The sequence below is a fragment of the Rhodopseudomonas sp. BR0G17 genome (assembly GCF_010907025.1).
Classification (GTDB): Bacteria; Pseudomonadota; Alphaproteobacteria; order Rhizobiales; family Xanthobacteraceae; genus Rhodopseudomonas; species Rhodopseudomonas palustris_H.
In genome coordinates this window covers 14,293-29,518 of the sequence record NZ_QUML01000039.1, presented here as the reverse complement: position 1 = coordinate 29,518, position 15,226 = coordinate 14,293, and the positions used below count along the sequence as shown (strand labels likewise).

18 protein-coding genes and 1 tRNA gene are annotated in these 15,226 nt (G+C 65.8%); 11 read left to right on the top strand and 8 right to left on the bottom strand.

Going from position 1 to position 15,226, the window contains the following annotated elements:
- Window positions 1-55: 55 nt before the first annotated feature.
- The 4 genes from DY467_RS22265 to DY467_RS22250 all read right to left on the bottom strand — a co-directional run bounded on the left by DY467_RS22265 (window position 56) and on the right by DY467_RS22250 (window position 3,464).
- Window positions 56-132: transfer RNA gene (locus DY467_RS22265), tRNA-Pro, on the bottom strand.
- 122 nt (window positions 133-254) lie between these two features.
- The gene (locus tag DY467_RS22260; protein ID WP_164639019.1) at window positions 255-1,157 is read right to left on the bottom strand and encodes an amidohydrolase family protein; all 903 of its coding nucleotides are present in this window, start codon (window positions 1,155-1,157) and stop codon (window positions 255-257) included.
- Window positions 1,150-2,436: an MFS transporter gene (locus tag DY467_RS22255; RefSeq protein WP_164639017.1), complete on the bottom strand. Its 1,287-nt coding sequence runs from the start codon at window positions 2,434-2,436 to the stop codon at window positions 1,150-1,152. Before DY467_RS22255 ends, DY467_RS22260 begins: the two co-directional genes overlap by 8 nt.
- A gap of 125 nt (window positions 2,437-2,561) precedes the next feature.
- Window positions 2,562-3,464: a helix-turn-helix domain-containing protein gene (locus DY467_RS22250; RefSeq protein ID WP_164639015.1), complete on the bottom strand. Its 903-nt coding sequence runs from the start codon at window positions 3,462-3,464 to the stop codon at window positions 2,562-2,564.
- Window positions 3,465-3,709: 245 nt separating this feature from the next.
- Here DY467_RS22250 and DY467_RS22245 point away from each other — a divergent pair, with 245 nt between their 5' ends.
- Window positions 3,710-4,696, top strand: a complete 987-nt coding sequence (locus DY467_RS22245) for an L-threonylcarbamoyladenylate synthase (protein ID WP_164639013.1) — start codon at window positions 3,710-3,712, stop codon at window positions 4,694-4,696.
- A 119-nt stretch (window positions 4,697-4,815) separates the two neighbouring features.
- Window positions 4,816-6,243 (top strand): FAD-binding oxidoreductase, encoded by a 1,428-nt coding sequence (locus tag DY467_RS22240; protein WP_164571556.1) that lies wholly within the window; start codon window positions 4,816-4,818, stop codon window positions 6,241-6,243.
- Between the two features lie 108 nt (window positions 6,244-6,351).
- On the opposite strand, the gene DY467_RS22235 is transcribed toward DY467_RS22240, so the two are convergent.
- Window positions 6,352-7,125 (bottom strand): SOS response-associated peptidase, encoded by a 774-nt coding sequence (locus DY467_RS22235; RefSeq protein ID WP_164639011.1) that lies wholly within the window; start codon window positions 7,123-7,125, stop codon window positions 6,352-6,354.
- A gap of 61 nt (window positions 7,126-7,186) precedes the next feature.
- Here DY467_RS22235 and DY467_RS22230 point away from each other — a divergent pair, with 61 nt between their 5' ends.
- The 4 genes from DY467_RS22230 (at window position 7,187) to DY467_RS22215 (ending at window position 8,958) form a co-directional block, all read left to right on the top strand.
- Entirely contained in the window at window positions 7,187-7,684 is a 498-nt protein-coding gene (locus DY467_RS22230) for a hypothetical protein (protein ID WP_164639009.1), read from the top strand.
- Window positions 7,681-8,124, top strand: coding sequence for an NUDIX hydrolase (locus tag DY467_RS22225; protein ID WP_164639007.1), 444 nt, complete (start codon window positions 7,681-7,683; stop codon window positions 8,122-8,124). The genes DY467_RS22230 and DY467_RS22225 overlap by 4 nt, the downstream gene beginning before the upstream one ends.
- 62 nt (window positions 8,125-8,186) lie before the next feature.
- Entirely contained in the window at window positions 8,187-8,564 is a 378-nt protein-coding gene (locus tag DY467_RS22220; protein ID WP_164639045.1) for a TIGR02301 family protein, read from the top strand.
- A gap of 130 nt (window positions 8,565-8,694) precedes the next feature.
- Window positions 8,695-8,958 (top strand): hypothetical protein, encoded by a 264-nt coding sequence (locus DY467_RS22215; RefSeq protein ID WP_011156635.1) that lies wholly within the window; start codon window positions 8,695-8,697, stop codon window positions 8,956-8,958.
- A gap of 20 nt (window positions 8,959-8,978) precedes the next feature.
- On the opposite strand, the gene DY467_RS26270 is transcribed toward DY467_RS22215, so the two are convergent.
- Complete coding sequence (locus DY467_RS26270) at window positions 8,979-9,134, bottom strand: hypothetical protein (RefSeq protein WP_011156634.1); 156 nt, start codon at window positions 9,132-9,134, stop codon at window positions 8,979-8,981.
- Between the two features lie 502 nt (window positions 9,135-9,636).
- Window positions 9,637-10,971 carry a dihydroorotase gene (locus tag DY467_RS22210; protein WP_164639005.1) on the bottom strand — a complete coding sequence of 445 codons (1,335 nt, stop codon included), beginning with the start codon at window positions 10,969-10,971 and terminating at the stop codon, window positions 9,637-9,639.
- Window positions 10,972-11,118: 147 nt separating this feature from the next.
- On the opposite strand from DY467_RS22210, the gene ygfZ reads away from it, so the two are divergent.
- The gene (gene ygfZ / locus DY467_RS22205) at window positions 11,119-12,000 is read left to right on the top strand and encodes a CAF17-like 4Fe-4S cluster assembly/insertion protein YgfZ (protein ID WP_164639004.1); all 882 of its coding nucleotides are present in this window, start codon (window positions 11,119-11,121) and stop codon (window positions 11,998-12,000) included.
- Window positions 11,997-12,653: a DNA-3-methyladenine glycosylase I gene (locus DY467_RS22200; protein ID WP_107343236.1), complete on the top strand. Its 657-nt coding sequence runs from the start codon at window positions 11,997-11,999 to the stop codon at window positions 12,651-12,653. Before ygfZ ends, DY467_RS22200 begins: the two co-directional genes overlap by 4 nt.
- A gap of 7 nt (window positions 12,654-12,660) precedes the next feature.
- Here DY467_RS22200 and DY467_RS22195 read toward each other — a convergent pair whose 3' ends face one another.
- Window positions 12,661-12,822: a hypothetical protein gene (locus DY467_RS22195; RefSeq protein ID WP_164638985.1), complete on the bottom strand. Its 162-nt coding sequence runs from the start codon at window positions 12,820-12,822 to the stop codon at window positions 12,661-12,663.
- Window positions 12,823-13,005: 183 nt separating this feature from the next.
- Between DY467_RS22195 and DY467_RS22190 the strand changes: the two genes are divergently transcribed.
- From DY467_RS22190 to DY467_RS22180, 3 genes are all read left to right on the top strand, one after another.
- Complete coding sequence (locus tag DY467_RS22190; RefSeq protein WP_164639002.1) at window positions 13,006-13,623, top strand: YfbR-like 5'-deoxynucleotidase; 618 nt, start codon at window positions 13,006-13,008, stop codon at window positions 13,621-13,623.
- Window positions 13,624-13,689: 66 nt separating this feature from the next.
- Window positions 13,690-14,196: a tyrosine phosphatase family protein gene (locus DY467_RS22185; RefSeq protein ID WP_107343233.1), complete on the top strand. Its 507-nt coding sequence runs from the start codon at window positions 13,690-13,692 to the stop codon at window positions 14,194-14,196.
- A complete protein-coding gene (locus tag DY467_RS22180) occupies window positions 14,193-15,188 on the top strand; it encodes an NUDIX hydrolase (RefSeq protein WP_107343232.1) in 996 nt (331 codons plus the stop codon). Before DY467_RS22185 ends, DY467_RS22180 begins: the two co-directional genes overlap by 4 nt.
- Window positions 15,189-15,226 lie beyond the last annotated feature (38 nt).

Genomic DNA, 15,226 nt, shown 5'->3' with positions numbered 1-15,226 from the left:
ATGCTGAGAAGCGAAGAAGGGATCGGGAAAAGCGAGGGGAAATCGCTGGAAATCTTGGTCGGAGTGGCAGGATTCGAACCTGCGACCCCTGCGTCCCGAACGCAGTGCTCTACCGGGCTGAGCCACACTCCGACAAGAGGCCCGGCTTATAGCGTCCGCCTTCCGGCTTCGCAAGCGTTCCAATGGGGATAATGAGAGGATTTTTATCCAACCGCCGCCCTCCGGTCAGGGGCGGCGGTCGCGGGCCTGAAAGCTCAGCCCTGGAGGGGCTTGAAGCCGTAGAGACGATAGGCGTTGTCGGTGAAAACGCGGTCGCGCGCGGCCGCATCGGGCACCCAATCGGCGAGCAGATCGAGCAGCTCGCCGACATTCATCATGTGCTGCCAGGTCGCGACATGCGGCCAGTCGCTGCCCCAGACGCAACGATCCGGCGCCGTCTCGTGCAGCAGGCGGGCGAACGGAATGGTGTCGCGATACGGAAATCCCGCGACCGTATTCCGATAGGCGCCCGACAACTTCACCCAGGCGCCGTCGCGCACCAGCGACACCAGCGTCTGGAAGCCTGGATCGTCGATCCCGCGCGACACCGGGAAGTGCCCCCAGTGATCGACGATGAACGGCACCGGCAGATCCCCGAGCTGCGGCGCCAGCGGCACCAGATCCTTGGCGTCAATCAGGAACTGCAGATGCCAGCCGAGCTCCTTGGCCATCGCCGCATATTCGCCGACGCGCTCGAACCCGATGCCGCCGCCATACAGGATGTTCAGGCGGAGGCCGACGACGCCGGCATCCTTCAGCGCCGCCAGCTCCTTGTCCGGCAGCCCGAGCGGGATCACCGCAATGCCCTTCAGCCGATCGCGATGGGCCTGCAGCGTCTCCAGCATCAGCCGATTATCGGTGCCGTGCACGCTGACCTGCACCAGCACGCCGTAGGTCATGCCGGTGGCATCGAGCATCGCCAGATACGATTCCGGCGTTGCGGCGGGCGGGGTGTAACTGCGGGCGCCGACGAATGGATAAGTCGGCGGCAACCCGATGACGTGGGCGTGGGTATCGACCGCGCCGGGCGGGACGACGTAACGCGTCGGCCGTCGCGGCGCCGGATCCGGCCCCGGACATGCCGGAGCCGGTTCCTTGGAGGTATCAGCCTTACTCATCGGCGCTCAGCACCGTGCCGCGGGTCTCCGGCAGCGCATAGGCGGCGGCGAAGAACAGTACATAGGCGAACACTGCGAACAGGCAGATCGCATTGGCGAGTGTCGTGACCTGCGACAGATAGCCGACCAGGAACGGGAACAGCGCGCCGACGCCCCGGCCGAAATTGTAGCAGAAGCCCTGCCCCGAGCCGCGCAGGCTGGTCGGGAACAGCTCCGTCAGGAACGCGCCCATGCCCGAGAAGTAACCCGAAGCGAAGAAGCCGAGCGGGAAGCCGAGCACCCACAGCATCTCGTTCGACAGTGGAAGCTGGGTATAGGCGAGCACCACCACCATCGCGCCGAGCGAGAACGCCAGGAACAGGCTCCGGCGGCCGAACCGATCGGCGAACCATGCGCCGACCAGATAGCCGACGAACGAGCCGACGATCAGCGTCGCCAGATAGCCGGTCGAGCCGACGATCGAGAGCTTGCGCTCGGTGGTGAGGAAGCGCGGCACCCAGAAGGTGATCGCGTAGTAACCGCCCTGGCAGCCGGTGGCTACCAGCGAAGCCAGGATGGTGGTCTTGAGAATCCGGCCCTGGAAGATCGCCAGGATCGAGCGGCTGCCGCCCGCCGCGGTGACTTTGGCGCGGGCTTCAACGGCGACCTGCGGCTCCTTCACATAGGCGCGCAGATACAGCACCAGCAGCGCCGGCAGCGCGCCGATCGCGAACATCCAGCGCCAAGCTTGGTCGGCCGGCAGCAGCGAGAACAGCGCAGCCTGCGCCAGCACCGCCATGCCCCAGCCGACCGCCCAGCCCGACTGCACCGAGCCGACCGCGCGGCCGCGATACTGCGGACGAATCGTCTCGCCGATCAGCACGGCGCCGGCCGCCCATTCGCCGCCGAAGCCGAAGCCAAGCAGCGCGCGCAGGATCAGCAGCTGTTCGAAGTTCTGCGCGAACGCGCACAGCAGCGAGAACAGCGAGAACCAGATGATGGTGAGCTGCAGCGTGCGAACGCGGCCGATCCGGTCCGCCAGATAACCGGCGGCCCAGCCACCGACTGCGGAGGCCAGCAGCGTCACGGTGCCGGCGAGGCCGGCCGAACCGGCGTCGACCTTCCACAGCGCGATGATCGTGCCGATCACCAGCGGGTAGATCATGAAGTCCATGCCGTCGAGCGCCCAGCCCGTGGCACAGGCCCAGAACGTGCGCTTCTCGGCAACGGTCATGTCTTTGTAGAAGCCGGTCAGGCTGGTGTCCGTAATCGGCGCGACCGTGCTCGAAGATGTCGTCATACGTATCCTCCCTCGCTCGCCTTCACCGGGCGATCGCTCACGGCCGACAGATTTCCCAATCGCGACAACGCGTCTGCCGGAAAATTGTCAGCGTCCCGCGGTGTCCGCGGCTTTCTGTCGAAAAATTACTCGCGCCCGCGCTGCGCCCGGCGATACCGGGCGGGGCTTTCACCGGTGACCTGGCGGAACGCGACGCCGAAATGCGACTGCGACGAGAAGCCGACGCCCAGCGCGATCTCGACGATCGGTAGATCCGACGTCTCGAGCAGCCGCCGGGCGGCAGCGACGCGCTGTTCCACCACGAAACGATGCGGCGTCATGCCGGTGGAACGCTTGAAGCTGCGGATGAAGCAGGACGGGCTCATGCCCGCGACCTCGGCCATCGCCGCCAGCGTGATCGGCGCGCCGAGATCGGCACGGACGAACTCAGTGATACGGTCGCGGACCGGCGCCTCAAGCGGTGCAGATTGGTCCGCTGTCGCGGCGCGCGGCGCCGAATAGCGGTCCGTCAGATGCAGTGCGAGCGTATAGGCCAGTTGCTCGGCCAGCAGCGCATTCGGCCGGTCGCCGCTATCGCTTGCCTCGACCAGGCGCTTGGCCGACACTTCGAGTAGCGGATCGTCAACGTCCCAAGCGGTGTCGCGCAAGCTGATCGGACCGGCGGAGCCCAGCGATGCCCCGACTTCTCTCAGCAGCGGCTCGCCGAGATACAGCAGCAGCAGCTTGCCCCACTGGGTATCCGGAATTGCATCCACCACCACGCGCCGGCCCGGTTGGCCGATGCGAAACCGCCCGGACCGCACCGGCGCGTCGCGGCGCACCTTGCCGTTTTCCATCAGAACGTGGCGGCGCACGTCGTACAGCGTGATCGCCACGGTCGGCACCGGCAGCTCGCCGAACTCGTAGATATGCGGCCCCGTCACCTCGCTGACGGCCGCGGCAAATCCCGTGGTCGACCACAGATCGATCAAGGCCGATTGCCTTCGGCCGGTGACGCGTTCGGCATGAAGGAGGGGATTGAGCTGCATCAGAAGGGGCGCCTGTTTGAACGAACTATCCTCACTCTATATTGGAGGGGCTTGCAAGCCCCGGGCCCGAAACGCCACCTAACCTGCGAGTTTGACGGGGGTTTTCGCGTGCGGACGGGCCGGATTCGCGGTTTGCGCGAGGCCGTCAGCCACAAAGCGCGGTCGCAGAACTTCCTCGCGCGGTGCATCGCAGCGCGTCGACTTTGCTACTTCGCAACCGCGCGATTTGCGATATGAAACCCGAAATGATGCTCGACCTGATCACCAAGACGCTGGCCGCGACCGATGCGGACGAAGCTGCGCGCGTGCTGCGCGGCGGCGGGCTGGTCGCGTTCCCCACCGAGACGGTGTACGGGCTCGGTGCTGATGCGGCCAATGCTGAAGCGGTGGCGCGGCTCTACGCGGCGAAGGGTCGGCCGTCGTTCAATCCATTGATCGCTCACGTCGCCAGCCTCGAAGCCGCACGCACGGTCGCGCGGTTCGACGCCGCCGCGCTGCGCCTCGCCGAAGCGTTCTGGCCGGGACCGCTGACGTTGGTACTGCCGAAGGCGACGAATTGCTCCGTGTGCGATCTCGCCACCGCCGGCCTCGACAGCGTCGCACTCCGCGTGCCGTCGCATCCGGTGGCGCAAGCCCTGCTGCGCACCTTCGGCGGGCCCGTGGTGGCGCCGTCCGCCAACAGATCCGGTCACGTATCGCCGACCACCGCCGCCCACGTTGCGACCGATCTCGACGGCCGGATCGACGTCATCGTCGACGGTGGGCCGGTGATGGTCGGCGTCGAATCGACGATCGTCAGTTGCCTCGGCGCACCAGTCTTGCTCCGCCCCGGCGGCGTGCCACGCGAAGCGATCGAACGCGTGCTCGGTCATAAGCTAGGCGCACCAGCGGCTACTAACAACACCGATGATCACGCGCCGCTGGCACCTGGTATGCTGGCCTCGCACTACGCGCCGCGCGCAACGGTGCGGCTGAACGCGACCGAGGTGAAGCCGGGCGAAGCTCTGCTCGCATTCGGTCCTGATGTGCTGCCGGGTGCTGAGACGGCCGTCGCCGTGCACAACCTGTCGCCCGGCGGCGATCTCACAGAAGCTGCCGCACATCTGTTCGGCGCTCTCCGCGCGCTTGATGATCACGGCGCACGCGGCATCGCGGTGATGCCGATCCCGCACCACGGGCTCGGTGAAGCGATCAACGATCGCCTGCGCCGTGCAGCGGCGCCGCGCCCATGACCAACAAACAAACCCATCGCGACGTCGTCGCAAGCGAAACGAACCGATTCAAAAGCGTCTAAGACGCGCTTCGCATCGGCTCGCTTCGCTCCTCGCAACGACAGGGAAGAGGAAACACCATGAATATCGTCAGCCCGCTCTCGCCCGCACCGCTTTCGCCCGAACTGATCGCGCGCTTCACCGCGATCGTCGGCGACAAGCACGCGCTGACCGATCCTCTCGAGCTCGAAGCCTACATCACCGAGGAGCGCAATCTGTATCGCGGCCACTCGCCGCTGGTGCTGCGTCCGGGTTCGACCGAGGAAGTCGTGGCGATCTGCAAGCTGGCGAATGAGGCGCGCGTCGCGCTGGTGCCGCAGGGCGGCAACACCGGCCTTGTCGGCGGACAGACGCCGCACAATGGCGAGGTGGTGATTTCGCTGAAGCGGATGGACAAGATCCGCGAGGTCGATACCTCGTCGAACACCATGACGGTCGAAGCCGGCGTGATCCTGCAGCGCGCGCAGGAGAAAGCCGCGGAGGTCGACCGACTGTTTCCGCTGTCGCTCGGCGCCCAGGGAAGCTGCACGATCGGCGGCAACCTCTCGACCAATGCCGGCGGCACTGCGGCGCTGGCCTATGGCCTGGCACGGGACATGGCGCTCGGCGTCGAGGTCGTGCTCGCCGACGGCCGGGTACTGAACTTGCTGTCCAAGCTGAAGAAGGACAACACCGGCTACGATCTGCGCGATCTGTTCATCGGTGCCGAAGGCACGCTCGGCATCATCACTGCGGCAACCCTCAAGCTGTTCCCGAAGCCACGCGCGGTCGAGACCGCGTTCGTCGGGCTGCAATCGCCGGACGACGCGCTGAAGCTGCTTGGCATCGCGCAAGGAGAGGCGGCCGGCAACCTGACCAGCTTCGAGCTGATCGCCGAGACCCCGCTCGATTTCTCGGTGCGCCACGCCAACAACCGCGATCCGCTCGAGGCGCGCTACCCGTGGTACGTGCTGATCGAATTGTCGTCCCCCCGCGACGACGCCCGCGCCGCACTGGAGTCGATCCTCGAGCGCGGCTTCGAAGACGGCATCGTGGTGGACGCGGCGATCGCAAGCTCGGTGCAGCAGCAGCAGGCGTTCTGGAAGCTGCGCGAGGAGATCTCGCCGGCACAGAAGCCGGAAGGCGGCTCGATCAAACACGACATCTCGGTGCCAGTCGCCGCGGTGCCGCAGTTCATCGAACAAGCCAACGCCGCGGTGGTGGAACTGATCCCAGGCTCTCGTCCGGTGCCGTTCGGCCATCTCGGCGACGGCAACATTCACTACAACGTCACCCAGCCGGTTGGGGCCGACAAGGCGGAATTCCTGGCGCGCTGGCACGACGTCAACAAGGTGGTGTTCGACGTCGTGCTGCGGCTCGGCGGCTCGATCTCGGCCGAGCACGGCATCGGCGTGATGAAGCGCGACGAACTCCCCGAGGTCAAGGACAAGACCGCGATCGAGCTGATGCGATCGATCAAGGCCCTGCTCGACCCGCACGGCATCATGAATCCCGGCAAGGTGGTGTAGCTCTCTCCACCGTCATTGCGAGGAGCGAAGCGACGAAGCAATCCAGCGCTCAGTGCTCGGCACTGCTGGATTGCTTCGCTTCGCTCGCAATGACGTTGCTAACTGCCGTCAGAACAACGAGCCCTGCCCGCTGTCATCCGCCGAGATCTTGGGCCGCGCCGCGCGCTTCGGTGGCGACGGCTTCGCAACGGCTGGCGGCGGAGCCTCGATCTCCTCCGCGGTAATCGGCAGGATCAGTTGCGGATTGTCATTGGCGGTGCGGTTGACCGCGGTCGACACCGGGTGCCAGACGAACTCGCCCTCGCCCGGCGGGCGTAACAGGGCGATCACCTCCCCGGCATCTGTTTCATCGGTCTCCAGCCAGCGCGCGAATTGATGCGGCGCGATCGTGACCGGCACGCGGTCATGCAGATCGGCGAGGCCGCCGCGCGCCGCGGTGGTGACGATCGCCACCGTATCGAGCTCCTCGCCGTTGGGGCCGGTCCAGGTCTCCCACAGCGCCGCAAAGCCGATCGGGCCACCGCCGGCCGGATGGATGAAGTACGGCTGCTTGCGCGAGCCGCCGGCCTTCCACTCGTAGTAGCCATCGGCCGGTACCAGGCAGCGCCGGCGCCTGAACGCGTTGCGGAAGGCCGGCTTGTCCTGGACGGTCTCGGCGCGCGCGTTGATCAGCAGCGAAAATGTCCGCGGATCCTTCACCCAGGACGGGATCAGCCCCCAGCGCATCAGCCTGAACCGCCGGGCGCCTTCGTCGACGATCACCACAGGAATCGGCTGGGTCGGGGCGATGTTGTAGCGTGACGGAAAATTAGGCTGATCGGCGTAGCCAAAGAGCTGTCGGATAGCGGCGGGAGCCGAGGTGATCACGAAGCGTCCGCACATGCTGTCAGGACCCGGTGGCGTGTTCAGTGCTTGTTAACTTCGGTAAACAAAAATGCCGCCGATGGCGTCGAGTGAATCCACAGCTGCGCAAAGTGCGCCCTCCCGTTACGACGAGGCGCGCGCCGCTCAGCTTGCTGCCGCCAATATCAATCCAAAGACCGGGCTGGCCACCGACTACCTGAATCATTTCAACGAAGCCGTGATGCTGCTCGAAATGATTCCGGACATGCCGGAATGCTCGGAAGACTTCCTGTCCTGGCATCCCCTCTCCTACGCGGAACACTTCAAGGCCTCGAACTTCAAGGCCCGCGATCTCGCAATCGAAGCCTATGACACAGCCGATCCCGGGATTAGATCGGATTTCGACGACATCACCAACAATATGACGGCGATCCTGACTGCGGTCGGCGAAGCGATGCGCCAGGCCTCGCAGGACGCCACCCGGGCCAAGCTCGCCGAGAGCGCGGTCGGCTGGATCAAGCCGTTGATCGGCCGCGCCGGCGGCATCATCAACGGACAGGGCTCCGAAGCCGACGTCGACTTCATCATGGCGCATTGACCGTCGTGACCGAAGCCGCACCGGCGCAGCCGCGCCATCCGCAATTGGCCGTCAGCGCCGCGGTCTTCCGGGAGGGCCGCCTCCTGCTGGTGCGCCGGGCCAGGATGCCCGGCAAGGGCCTGTACTCGCTGCCTGGCGGCCGGGTCGAATTCGGCGAGACGCTGGAGCAGGCGGTCGTGCGGGAAGTCGCCGAGGAAACCGCGCTGTCGATCGAGATCGTCAGCCTTGCCGGCCGGCGCGAGGTGCTGCCGTCCGCCGCCAGTGCGGCCGGGCATTACGTCATCATGGTGTTTGCCGCGCGCTGGGCAGGCGGCGAGCCGCAGCTCAACGGCGAACTCGACGACGCCCGCTGGATCAGCCCCGACGAACTGGCCAACTTCTCGACCACCGAGGGGCTGGCCGAGCTGGTCGAAGGTGCCCGTGAGTTGATCGGAACCTGATGCCGCTTTCGGGAACCGGCAACTCCTTGCTGCGGCCGATGAAACGGCCTATCAGGCCGGCCATGCTGAAGCGTTTCCTTGCCGTGCTGATGATCCTCGCCTGCTGCGGGCTCGCCGCGGCGCGCGCCGAGGACGGCGCGGCGCCATTCGACGCTGAATTGCAGCGGCTGGCCGAGATTCTCGGGACGCTGCATTATCTTCGCGGGATCTGCGGCGGCACCGACGGCGCCAAATGGCGCACTGAGATGCAGGCGCTGATCGACGCCGAGACGCCCTCGGGCGAGCGCCGGACCCGGCTGATTGCCGCTTTCAATCGTGGGTACAACGGGTTCCAGCAGACCTACCGAACCTGTACGCCGGCAGCGACCGTGGCGATTCGGCGGTATCTGGAGGAAGGTTCGAAGCTCTCGCGCGACCTGACCGCTCGATACGCGAACTGACCGCTCTATGGCTGCGGGTTTATCCCAGGCCGTTAACCTTTCCTAAAGAACTGCCTAGGCGTTCGGCAGCCGCGTGCTAACACTACCCCATCGCGCTTCGCGGTGGAGCGCGCCGAGACTGCTGAAGTTCATGAGCCTGACGACCTTCCCCATCGATCGCGAAGTGCAATCCGACCGAGAGCAGAAGCAAACTGCGCTCACCTATCTCAGCGAGGCATGGGCCGAAGCCCTCCACGACGGGGTCGACGGCGATTGCTTGGCGCAAGCCAGTCTGTTCACTGCTTTTGCCGAGCTCGTCGCCACCTATGGCGAGGATGCGGTGGCCAAATTCGTGGAAGGCCTGCCCGGCCGCGTGCTCAACGGCGAGTTCTCGGTCGGCTTGGCGAAGCAGTAACGCGAATCAGTCGGCGACGATCAGGTGCGGGCGAACGCCTGCAGTCCCTTGAATGTCAGCCGCTTCGGATCGCGGACGCCGGCGAGATAGAACCGCCGGATGAATTCGGCCACGACGGCCCGGTCATAGCCGGTCAATGCGACGATCGCTTCCACCGCGGTCTTTTGAGCTTCCATCTGGAATCCCCTTTCGGCGTATCGGTCAATCGACGATCCCGGCGATCGTGCGACGCGAAATGCTGCGCCTGTTGCGTTGCTTTCCTGTTAACCACCGGTCCTGCCGCGACCTCGCGCGGGCCGAATCGTTCTGGCCTCGATCATCGCGGATGATGATCGCGCAGTGGATACGCAAAATACCCCACCGGAGTTCCACGGAGGCACGGACAAAACGACGCGGGTGCTAACCGGGATGATCGCTGCTGATCTTGAGCAGCAGCGCCCAGAGATCTAGGGGACAACGGCCCGTTGGCGCCATCAACCGCCGTATCAATCCGTGCCTATCACGGGCGTCCCGGTTCACGGCAGGTATCTGGAGGCTGTTACTACGCAGCGGATTTTGGAACCGGCGTGCCGCTTACCAGCACTTCATAAGGGCGTTGTTTGCCCCTCAACGCCAAGGCGGAGCTGCCGCGCGTGACGCGCAAGCCCTAGAAAACAACACTGCTGGGCGCCGCGCCGCTTACGGCTTCAACGTCTCCAGAAACCGCACCGGCTCGCCGCGCGACGGCGTGGTCAGTTCGCCCTGCCACATCACCTTGGCGCCGCGCACGAAGGTACCGACCGGCCAGCCGGTAACGCGGACGCCGTCATAGGGCGTCCAGCCGGCGCGCGAGGCAACCCAGTCGTTGGTGATGGTTTCGCTGCGCTTGAGATCGACCACCGTGAAGTCGGCGTCGAAGCCGGCGGCGATGCGGCCCTTGCAGGCGATATTGAACAATCGCGCCGGTCCGGCGCTGGTGAGATCGACGAAGCGCGCCAGCGACAGCCGGCCGGCATTGACGTGATCCAGCATGGTCGGCACCAGCGTCTGCACGCCGGTCATGCCCGACGGCGAGGCCGGATAGGTCTTGGCCTTTTCTTCCAGCGTATGCGGCGCGTGGTCGGAGCCAAGCACGTCGACCACGCCCTGCGCCAGGCCGTGCCAGATGCCGTCGCGGTGCCAGGCATCGCGCACCGGCGGATTCATCTGCGCTTTGGTGCCAAGGCGTTCGTAGCACTCCGGCGCCACCAGCGTCAGGTGATGCGGCGTGACTTCGACCGAGGCGACATCTTTGTGCTCGCGCAGAAACTCCATTTCCTGCCGGGTCGAGACGTGCAGCACATGGATGCGCTTGCCGGTCTCGCGCGCGATCGCCACCAACCGCTGCGTCGCCTGCAGGGCGGCAACGTCGTCGCGCCACACCGGATGTGAGCGTGGATCGCCCTCGATGCGCTCGCCCTTGCGGTCGTTGAGCCGGTACTCGTCCTCGGCGTGGAACGCGGCACGCCGCTGGATCACCGACAGGATGCGCTTGAGGCTCGGATCGTCTTCAACCAGCAAGCTTCCGGTCGACGAGCCGATGAACACCTTGACGCCGCAGCAGCCGCGGGCGCGCTCGAGCTTGGGCAGTTCCTCGACATTGTCGCGGGTGCCGCCGATGAAGAACGCGAAGTCGCAATGCATGCGGTGCTCGGCGCGCTTCACCTTGTCGGTGAAGGTCTCTTCGGTGATCGTCAGCGGATTGGTGTTCGGCATTTCGAACACCGCTGTCACGCCACCCATCACGGCACTGCGCGAGCCGGTTTCGAGATCTTCCTTGTGGGTCAGGCCGGGCTCACGGAAATGCACCTGGGTATCGATCACACCCGGCAGCACGTGCAGGCCGCGGCAATCGATCGTCTCGCCCGCCTTTTCGGCGCCGAGCGAACCCAGCGCGGCGATGCGGCCGTCCTTGATGCCGATGTCACCGACGCCCTCGCCGTCCTGGTTGACGATGGTGCCGCCCTTCAGAATGGTGTCGAATGTGCCGGTCATGACGTCCTCGGGTGCCCGTTTTGGAGCCAAGCGGCGCGAGTCTTGCAAAGCCTTGTTGACCAGCGCCCGGCCGCCTAACTTGGGATGTCTTAGTCGGCCGGACCGTTAACGCAAGGATGTTTCCGGCCGGCGTCACGAGAGAGATCAATGAAGGCAGCCTTCCTCGCCGACCGTGGCGTTCTCAAGATCAGCGGCCCCGACGCGCGGCACTTGCTGAACGGCCTGATCACCACCGATCTGAATAGGCTCGAACCCGGCGCCGGGCGTTTTGGCGCCCTGCTGACGCCGCAGGGCAAGATTGTCACTGATTTCCTGATCACCGAGCTGGCGGCCGAAGACGACGGCGGTTTCCTACTGGATTGTCCGAAACCGCTCACCGAAGCGCTGGCGACGAAGCTGAAATTCTACAAGCTGCGCGCCAAGGCGCTGATCGAGAACCTGTCGGATCGGATCGGCGTGCTGGCGCTCTGGGGCGGCGAACCGTCGCAGCCGCCGGAGATGGGCTTCCGCGATCCGCGGGGCGATCAGCTCGGCTGGCGCATCCTGGTGCCGGAGATCCTGGCCACCGCGACCGCCGAGGCACTCGGTGCCACGATGGTGGCGGCGGACGAGTACGAAGCACATCGCATCGCCTGCGGCGTCCCGGCCGGCGGCCTCGACTTCGGCTATGCCGACGCGTTTCCGCACGAAGCCAATATGGATCGTCTGTCCGGCGTCGATTTCAACAAGGGCTGCTACATCGGCCAGGAAGTGGTGTCGCGAATGCACCACCGCGGCACCGCGCGCACCCGGATCGTGCGCGTCACCTTCGATGGCCCGGCGCCGCAACCGGGCAGCGAGATCACCGCCGGTGAAAAGAGCGTCGGCATCATGGGATCGTCGGCAACTGGCCGCGGGCTGGCGCTGCTGCGGATCGACCGCGTCGCCGAAGCGCGCGAAACATCCCTGCCGCTGAGTGCTGGCGGCGTCACCTTGCAGATCGCCGATCCCGAGGAGCTGACACCGGCGCAGCGGAAGACCGGCACATGATCCGCTCCGCGCGCGTCGGAGCTGACGGCCTCGTCCGCTGCCCGTGGCCAGGCGACGATCTGCTTTATGTCGCGTATCACGACACCGAATGGGGCGTGCCGGAATACGACGACCGCGCGCTGTACGAGAAGCTGATCCTCGACGGCTTCCAGGCCGGACTGTCGTGGATCACCATCCTGCGCAAGCGCGATAACTTCCGCCGCGCCTTCGACGATTTCGATCCGGCCAAGATCGCGCGCTACGACGCCGACAAGATCGCGGAGCTGATGAACGATGTCGGTATCGTCCGCAATCGCGCCAAGATCGACGGCACGATCGGCAGCGCCAAAGCGTGGCTGAAGATTCAAGAAGAAGGTCCGGGCTTCTCGAAGCTGTTGTGGGACTTCGTCGGCGGTGCGCCGAAGGTCAACAGCTTCAAGACTATCGCGAGCGTCCCGGCCTCGACCCCACTGTCGGTGAAAATTTCCAAGGATCTGGCGGGACGCGGCTTCAAGTTCGTCGGCCCGACGATCGTGTACGCGTTCATGCAGGCCGTCGGGATGGTCAACGACCATCTGGTCGACTGCCACTGCCACGCCACCTGCGGACAGATGAAGAAACCGGCGCGGCGTTCTGCGGCGCCGGTGAAGAGGGCTCCGTTACATCAGCGCTGAGATTCTTTCAGCGCTGACCGGCGACCCGCTTCATCACCAGTTCGGAGAGGCTGACGACGAGTTCCTTCAGCGTCTCGTTTTCCTTCTCCAGATCACGCGGCGCGATCGTTGGTGCGGTTCGTTCGTCCGCATCATGGCACTGCAACCGCTCCCCATCGCGGCGATCCAATCTCCCCATCGTGTATCCCCCTTGGTGCAATACGCCCACCAGCACAAGGACACCGATCGTACTCTCAAGATCGTGCAGAACTGGGCCGAGACGGTGGCTTAGTTCGGGCAAGGCTGCCTATATGGCGGTCATCGCTGCGGCCGCCGCGGCGCGTCTGCACAAGCTGTCCCATTTCGAATCGTCATGCCGTCTTCGCCGAAGAAATCGTCGCAAGCCTCCAGCCGTGTCTGGCAGCGCATGCTGTCCGGCCGCAGGCTCGATCTGCTCGACCCGTCGCCGCTCGATGTCGAATTCGCCGACATTGCGCACGGGCTCGCCCGGGTGGCGCGGTGGAACGGCCAGACCAGCGGCGCCCACATCTTTTCGGTGGCGCAGCACACTTTGCTGGTCGAGGCGGTGATGCGGGAAAAGAATCCACGGATCAACGCCAAGCTGCGGCTCGCCGCGCTGCTGCACGACGCCCCGGAATACGTGATCGGCGACATGATCTCGCCGTTCAAGGCGGTAATCGGCGAATCCTACAAGCGGGTCGAAAAGCGCCTGCTCGGCGCGATCCACATCCGGTTCGGCCTGCCGGCGGTGCTGGATGAGGCGATCGAACGCCAGATCAAGGCCGCCGACCGCGGCTCCGCCTACCTCGAAGCGATTCACCTGGCCGGGTTCACCAAGGCCGAGGCCAAGCGGCTGTTCGGCAACGATCCGGGCCTCCCGGAGGCGATGGTCGAGGATTATCTGACGCCCTGGCCGGCCGGAAAGGCCGAAAAGCGCCTGCTGGCCCGGTTCGAGAGCCTGAAGGCCTAAGTCCCGTCATCGCGCTTTCACCGCCCGCGGCGCAGGATTAAGATCGCGCCAACCTCGGAAAGGCCCATGATTCACGTCTGCTCGCTCGCAGCCTTGCATCCGACCGTTGCGGCGACCGAGGCCAGCCATGTGCTCTCGGTGATGGCCAATGTCGGTCAGGTGCAACGCCCGGCCACCGTGCTCGAATCCAATCATTTGCGGATCGAGATGGACGACATCACCGAGGTGATGGACGGCTTCAACGCGCCGAATCTCGATCACATCACCCAGGTGCTCGACTTCGTCCGAAGCTGGGACCGGTCGGCTCCCCTGGTGGTGCATTGCTACGCCGGCATCAGCCGCTCCACCGCCAGTGCGTTTGCGGCTGCCTGCGCGCTCAATCCGCACCGCGACGAGGTGACGATCGCGCGCCAGATCCGCCGGGCCTCTCCCTGCGCTTCGCCGAACCGATTGATCGTGGCGCTGGCCGACCGGGCGCTGGGGCGGCAGGGGCGGATGCTGCGCGCCCTCGAAGTGATCGGCCCAGGCGATCTCAGCATCGAGGGCGTGCCGTTTCGCGTCGATCTCGAATGAGCCTGCCCTTCGAGATGAGCGACAAGTCGACCGTTCCGATCGAGATCGGGCTGACCGCGGCGATCGTCGCGATCGAGGCCAACCAACCGATGATCCTGACCGCCTCGGGCGACGGCGGCGGTAGCCTCGCCGGTCTTCCTTCCGGCCCGTTCGACGCCATCACCCACCGCACCCTGGAAATCGGGCTGCGCGCCTGGGTGGAAGAGCAGACCGGCCTGCGGCTCGGCTATGTCGAGCAGCTCTACACCTTCGGCGACCGCGGCCGCCACGCGCGGCTCGGCGATACCGAAGTCCACGTCGCATCGATCGGCTATCTGGCGTTGACCCGAGCCGCCGACAACGCCGCACGCGCGGCGGGCGCCACCTTCGAACCCTGGTATCGTTTCTTCCCGTGGGAAGACTGGCGCGAACAGCAGCCGGCGATCATCGCCCGTGACATCATCCCCGAACTCACCGCCTGGGCCGCCCAGGCCGAGGAGCCGGGCATGGCGCGGGCGCTGGCGCGGCGCGATCGAGTGCGGCTGTTCTTCGGCATGGATGGCGCGCCGTGGGACGAGGAGCGCGTGCTCGACCGCTACGAGCTGCTCTACGAGGCCGGGCTGATCGAAGAGGCGCGCCGCGACGGCCGCCCGGCGGCACTGTCGCGCAGCAAGATGCCGACGCTCGGCGTCGCGATGCGCTTCGATCACCGCCGCATCCTCGCCACCGCGATCGCGCGGCTGCGCGCCAAGCTGAAATACCGCCCAGTGGTCTTCGAACTTCTGCCCCCCGAGTTCACACTCACCGAATTGCAGCACACCGTCGAGGCGATTTCCGGCCGGCATCTGCACAAGCAAAATTTCCGCCGCCTGGTGGAAGCCGGCGCGCTGGTCGAACCGACCGGCGAGATGTCGACACGAACCGGCGGGCGCCCCGCCGCCCTGTTCCGTTTCCGCCGCGAGGTGCTGCAGGAACGCCCCGCCCCCGGCCTGCGCGTGCGCGGCCGGAGGTAAGTCAGTCAAAGCGAGACGCCCAACCACCCGGGCCGCTC

Bases quoted from the DNA above. Each gene is read 5' to 3' on its own strand.
- DY467_RS22260 (WP_164639019.1), bottom strand. From the start codon at position 1,157: ATGAGTAAGGCTGATACCTCCAAGGAACCGGCTCCGGCATGTCCGGGG.
- DY467_RS22240 (WP_164571556.1), top strand. From the start codon at position 4,816: ATGAATATCGTCAGCCCGCTCTCGCCCGCACCGCTTTCGCCCGAACTG.
- DY467_RS22190 (WP_164639002.1), top strand. From the start codon at position 13,006: ATGCCGTCTTCGCCGAAGAAATCGTCGCAAGCCTCCAGCCGTGTCTGG.
- DY467_RS22210 (WP_164639005.1), bottom strand. From the start codon at position 10,971: ATGACCGGCACATTCGACACCATTCTGAAGGGCGGCACCATCGTCAAC.
- DY467_RS22250 (WP_164639015.1), bottom strand. From the start codon at position 3,464: ATGCAGCTCAATCCCCTCCTTCATGCCGAACGCGTCACCGGCCGAAGG.
- DY467_RS26270 (WP_011156634.1), bottom strand. From the start codon at position 9,134: ATGGAAGCTCAAAAGACCGCGGTGGAAGCGATCGTCGCATTGACCGGC.
- DY467_RS22180 (WP_107343232.1), top strand. From the start codon at position 14,193: ATGAGCCTGCCCTTCGAGATGAGCGACAAGTCGACCGTTCCGATCGAG.
- ygfZ (WP_164639004.1), top strand. From the start codon at position 11,119: ATGAAGGCAGCCTTCCTCGCCGACCGTGGCGTTCTCAAGATCAGCGGC.
- DY467_RS22230 (WP_164639009.1), top strand. From the start codon at position 7,187: ATGGCGTCGAGTGAATCCACAGCTGCGCAAAGTGCGCCCTCCCGTTAC.
- DY467_RS22235 (WP_164639011.1), bottom strand. From the start codon at position 7,125: ATGTGCGGACGCTTCGTGATCACCTCGGCTCCCGCCGCTATCCGACAG.
- DY467_RS22185 (WP_107343233.1), top strand. From the start codon at position 13,690: ATGATTCACGTCTGCTCGCTCGCAGCCTTGCATCCGACCGTTGCGGCG.
- DY467_RS22215 (WP_011156635.1), top strand. From the start codon at position 8,695: ATGAGCCTGACGACCTTCCCCATCGATCGCGAAGTGCAATCCGACCGA.
- DY467_RS22200 (WP_107343236.1), top strand. From the start codon at position 11,997: ATGATCCGCTCCGCGCGCGTCGGAGCTGACGGCCTCGTCCGCTGCCCG.
- DY467_RS22255 (WP_164639017.1), bottom strand. From the start codon at position 2,436: ATGACGACATCTTCGAGCACGGTCGCGCCGATTACGGACACCAGCCTG.
- DY467_RS22220 (WP_164639045.1), top strand. From the start codon at position 8,187: ATGCTGAAGCGTTTCCTTGCCGTGCTGATGATCCTCGCCTGCTGCGGG.
- DY467_RS22245 (WP_164639013.1), top strand. From the start codon at position 3,710: ATGATGCTCGACCTGATCACCAAGACGCTGGCCGCGACCGATGCGGAC.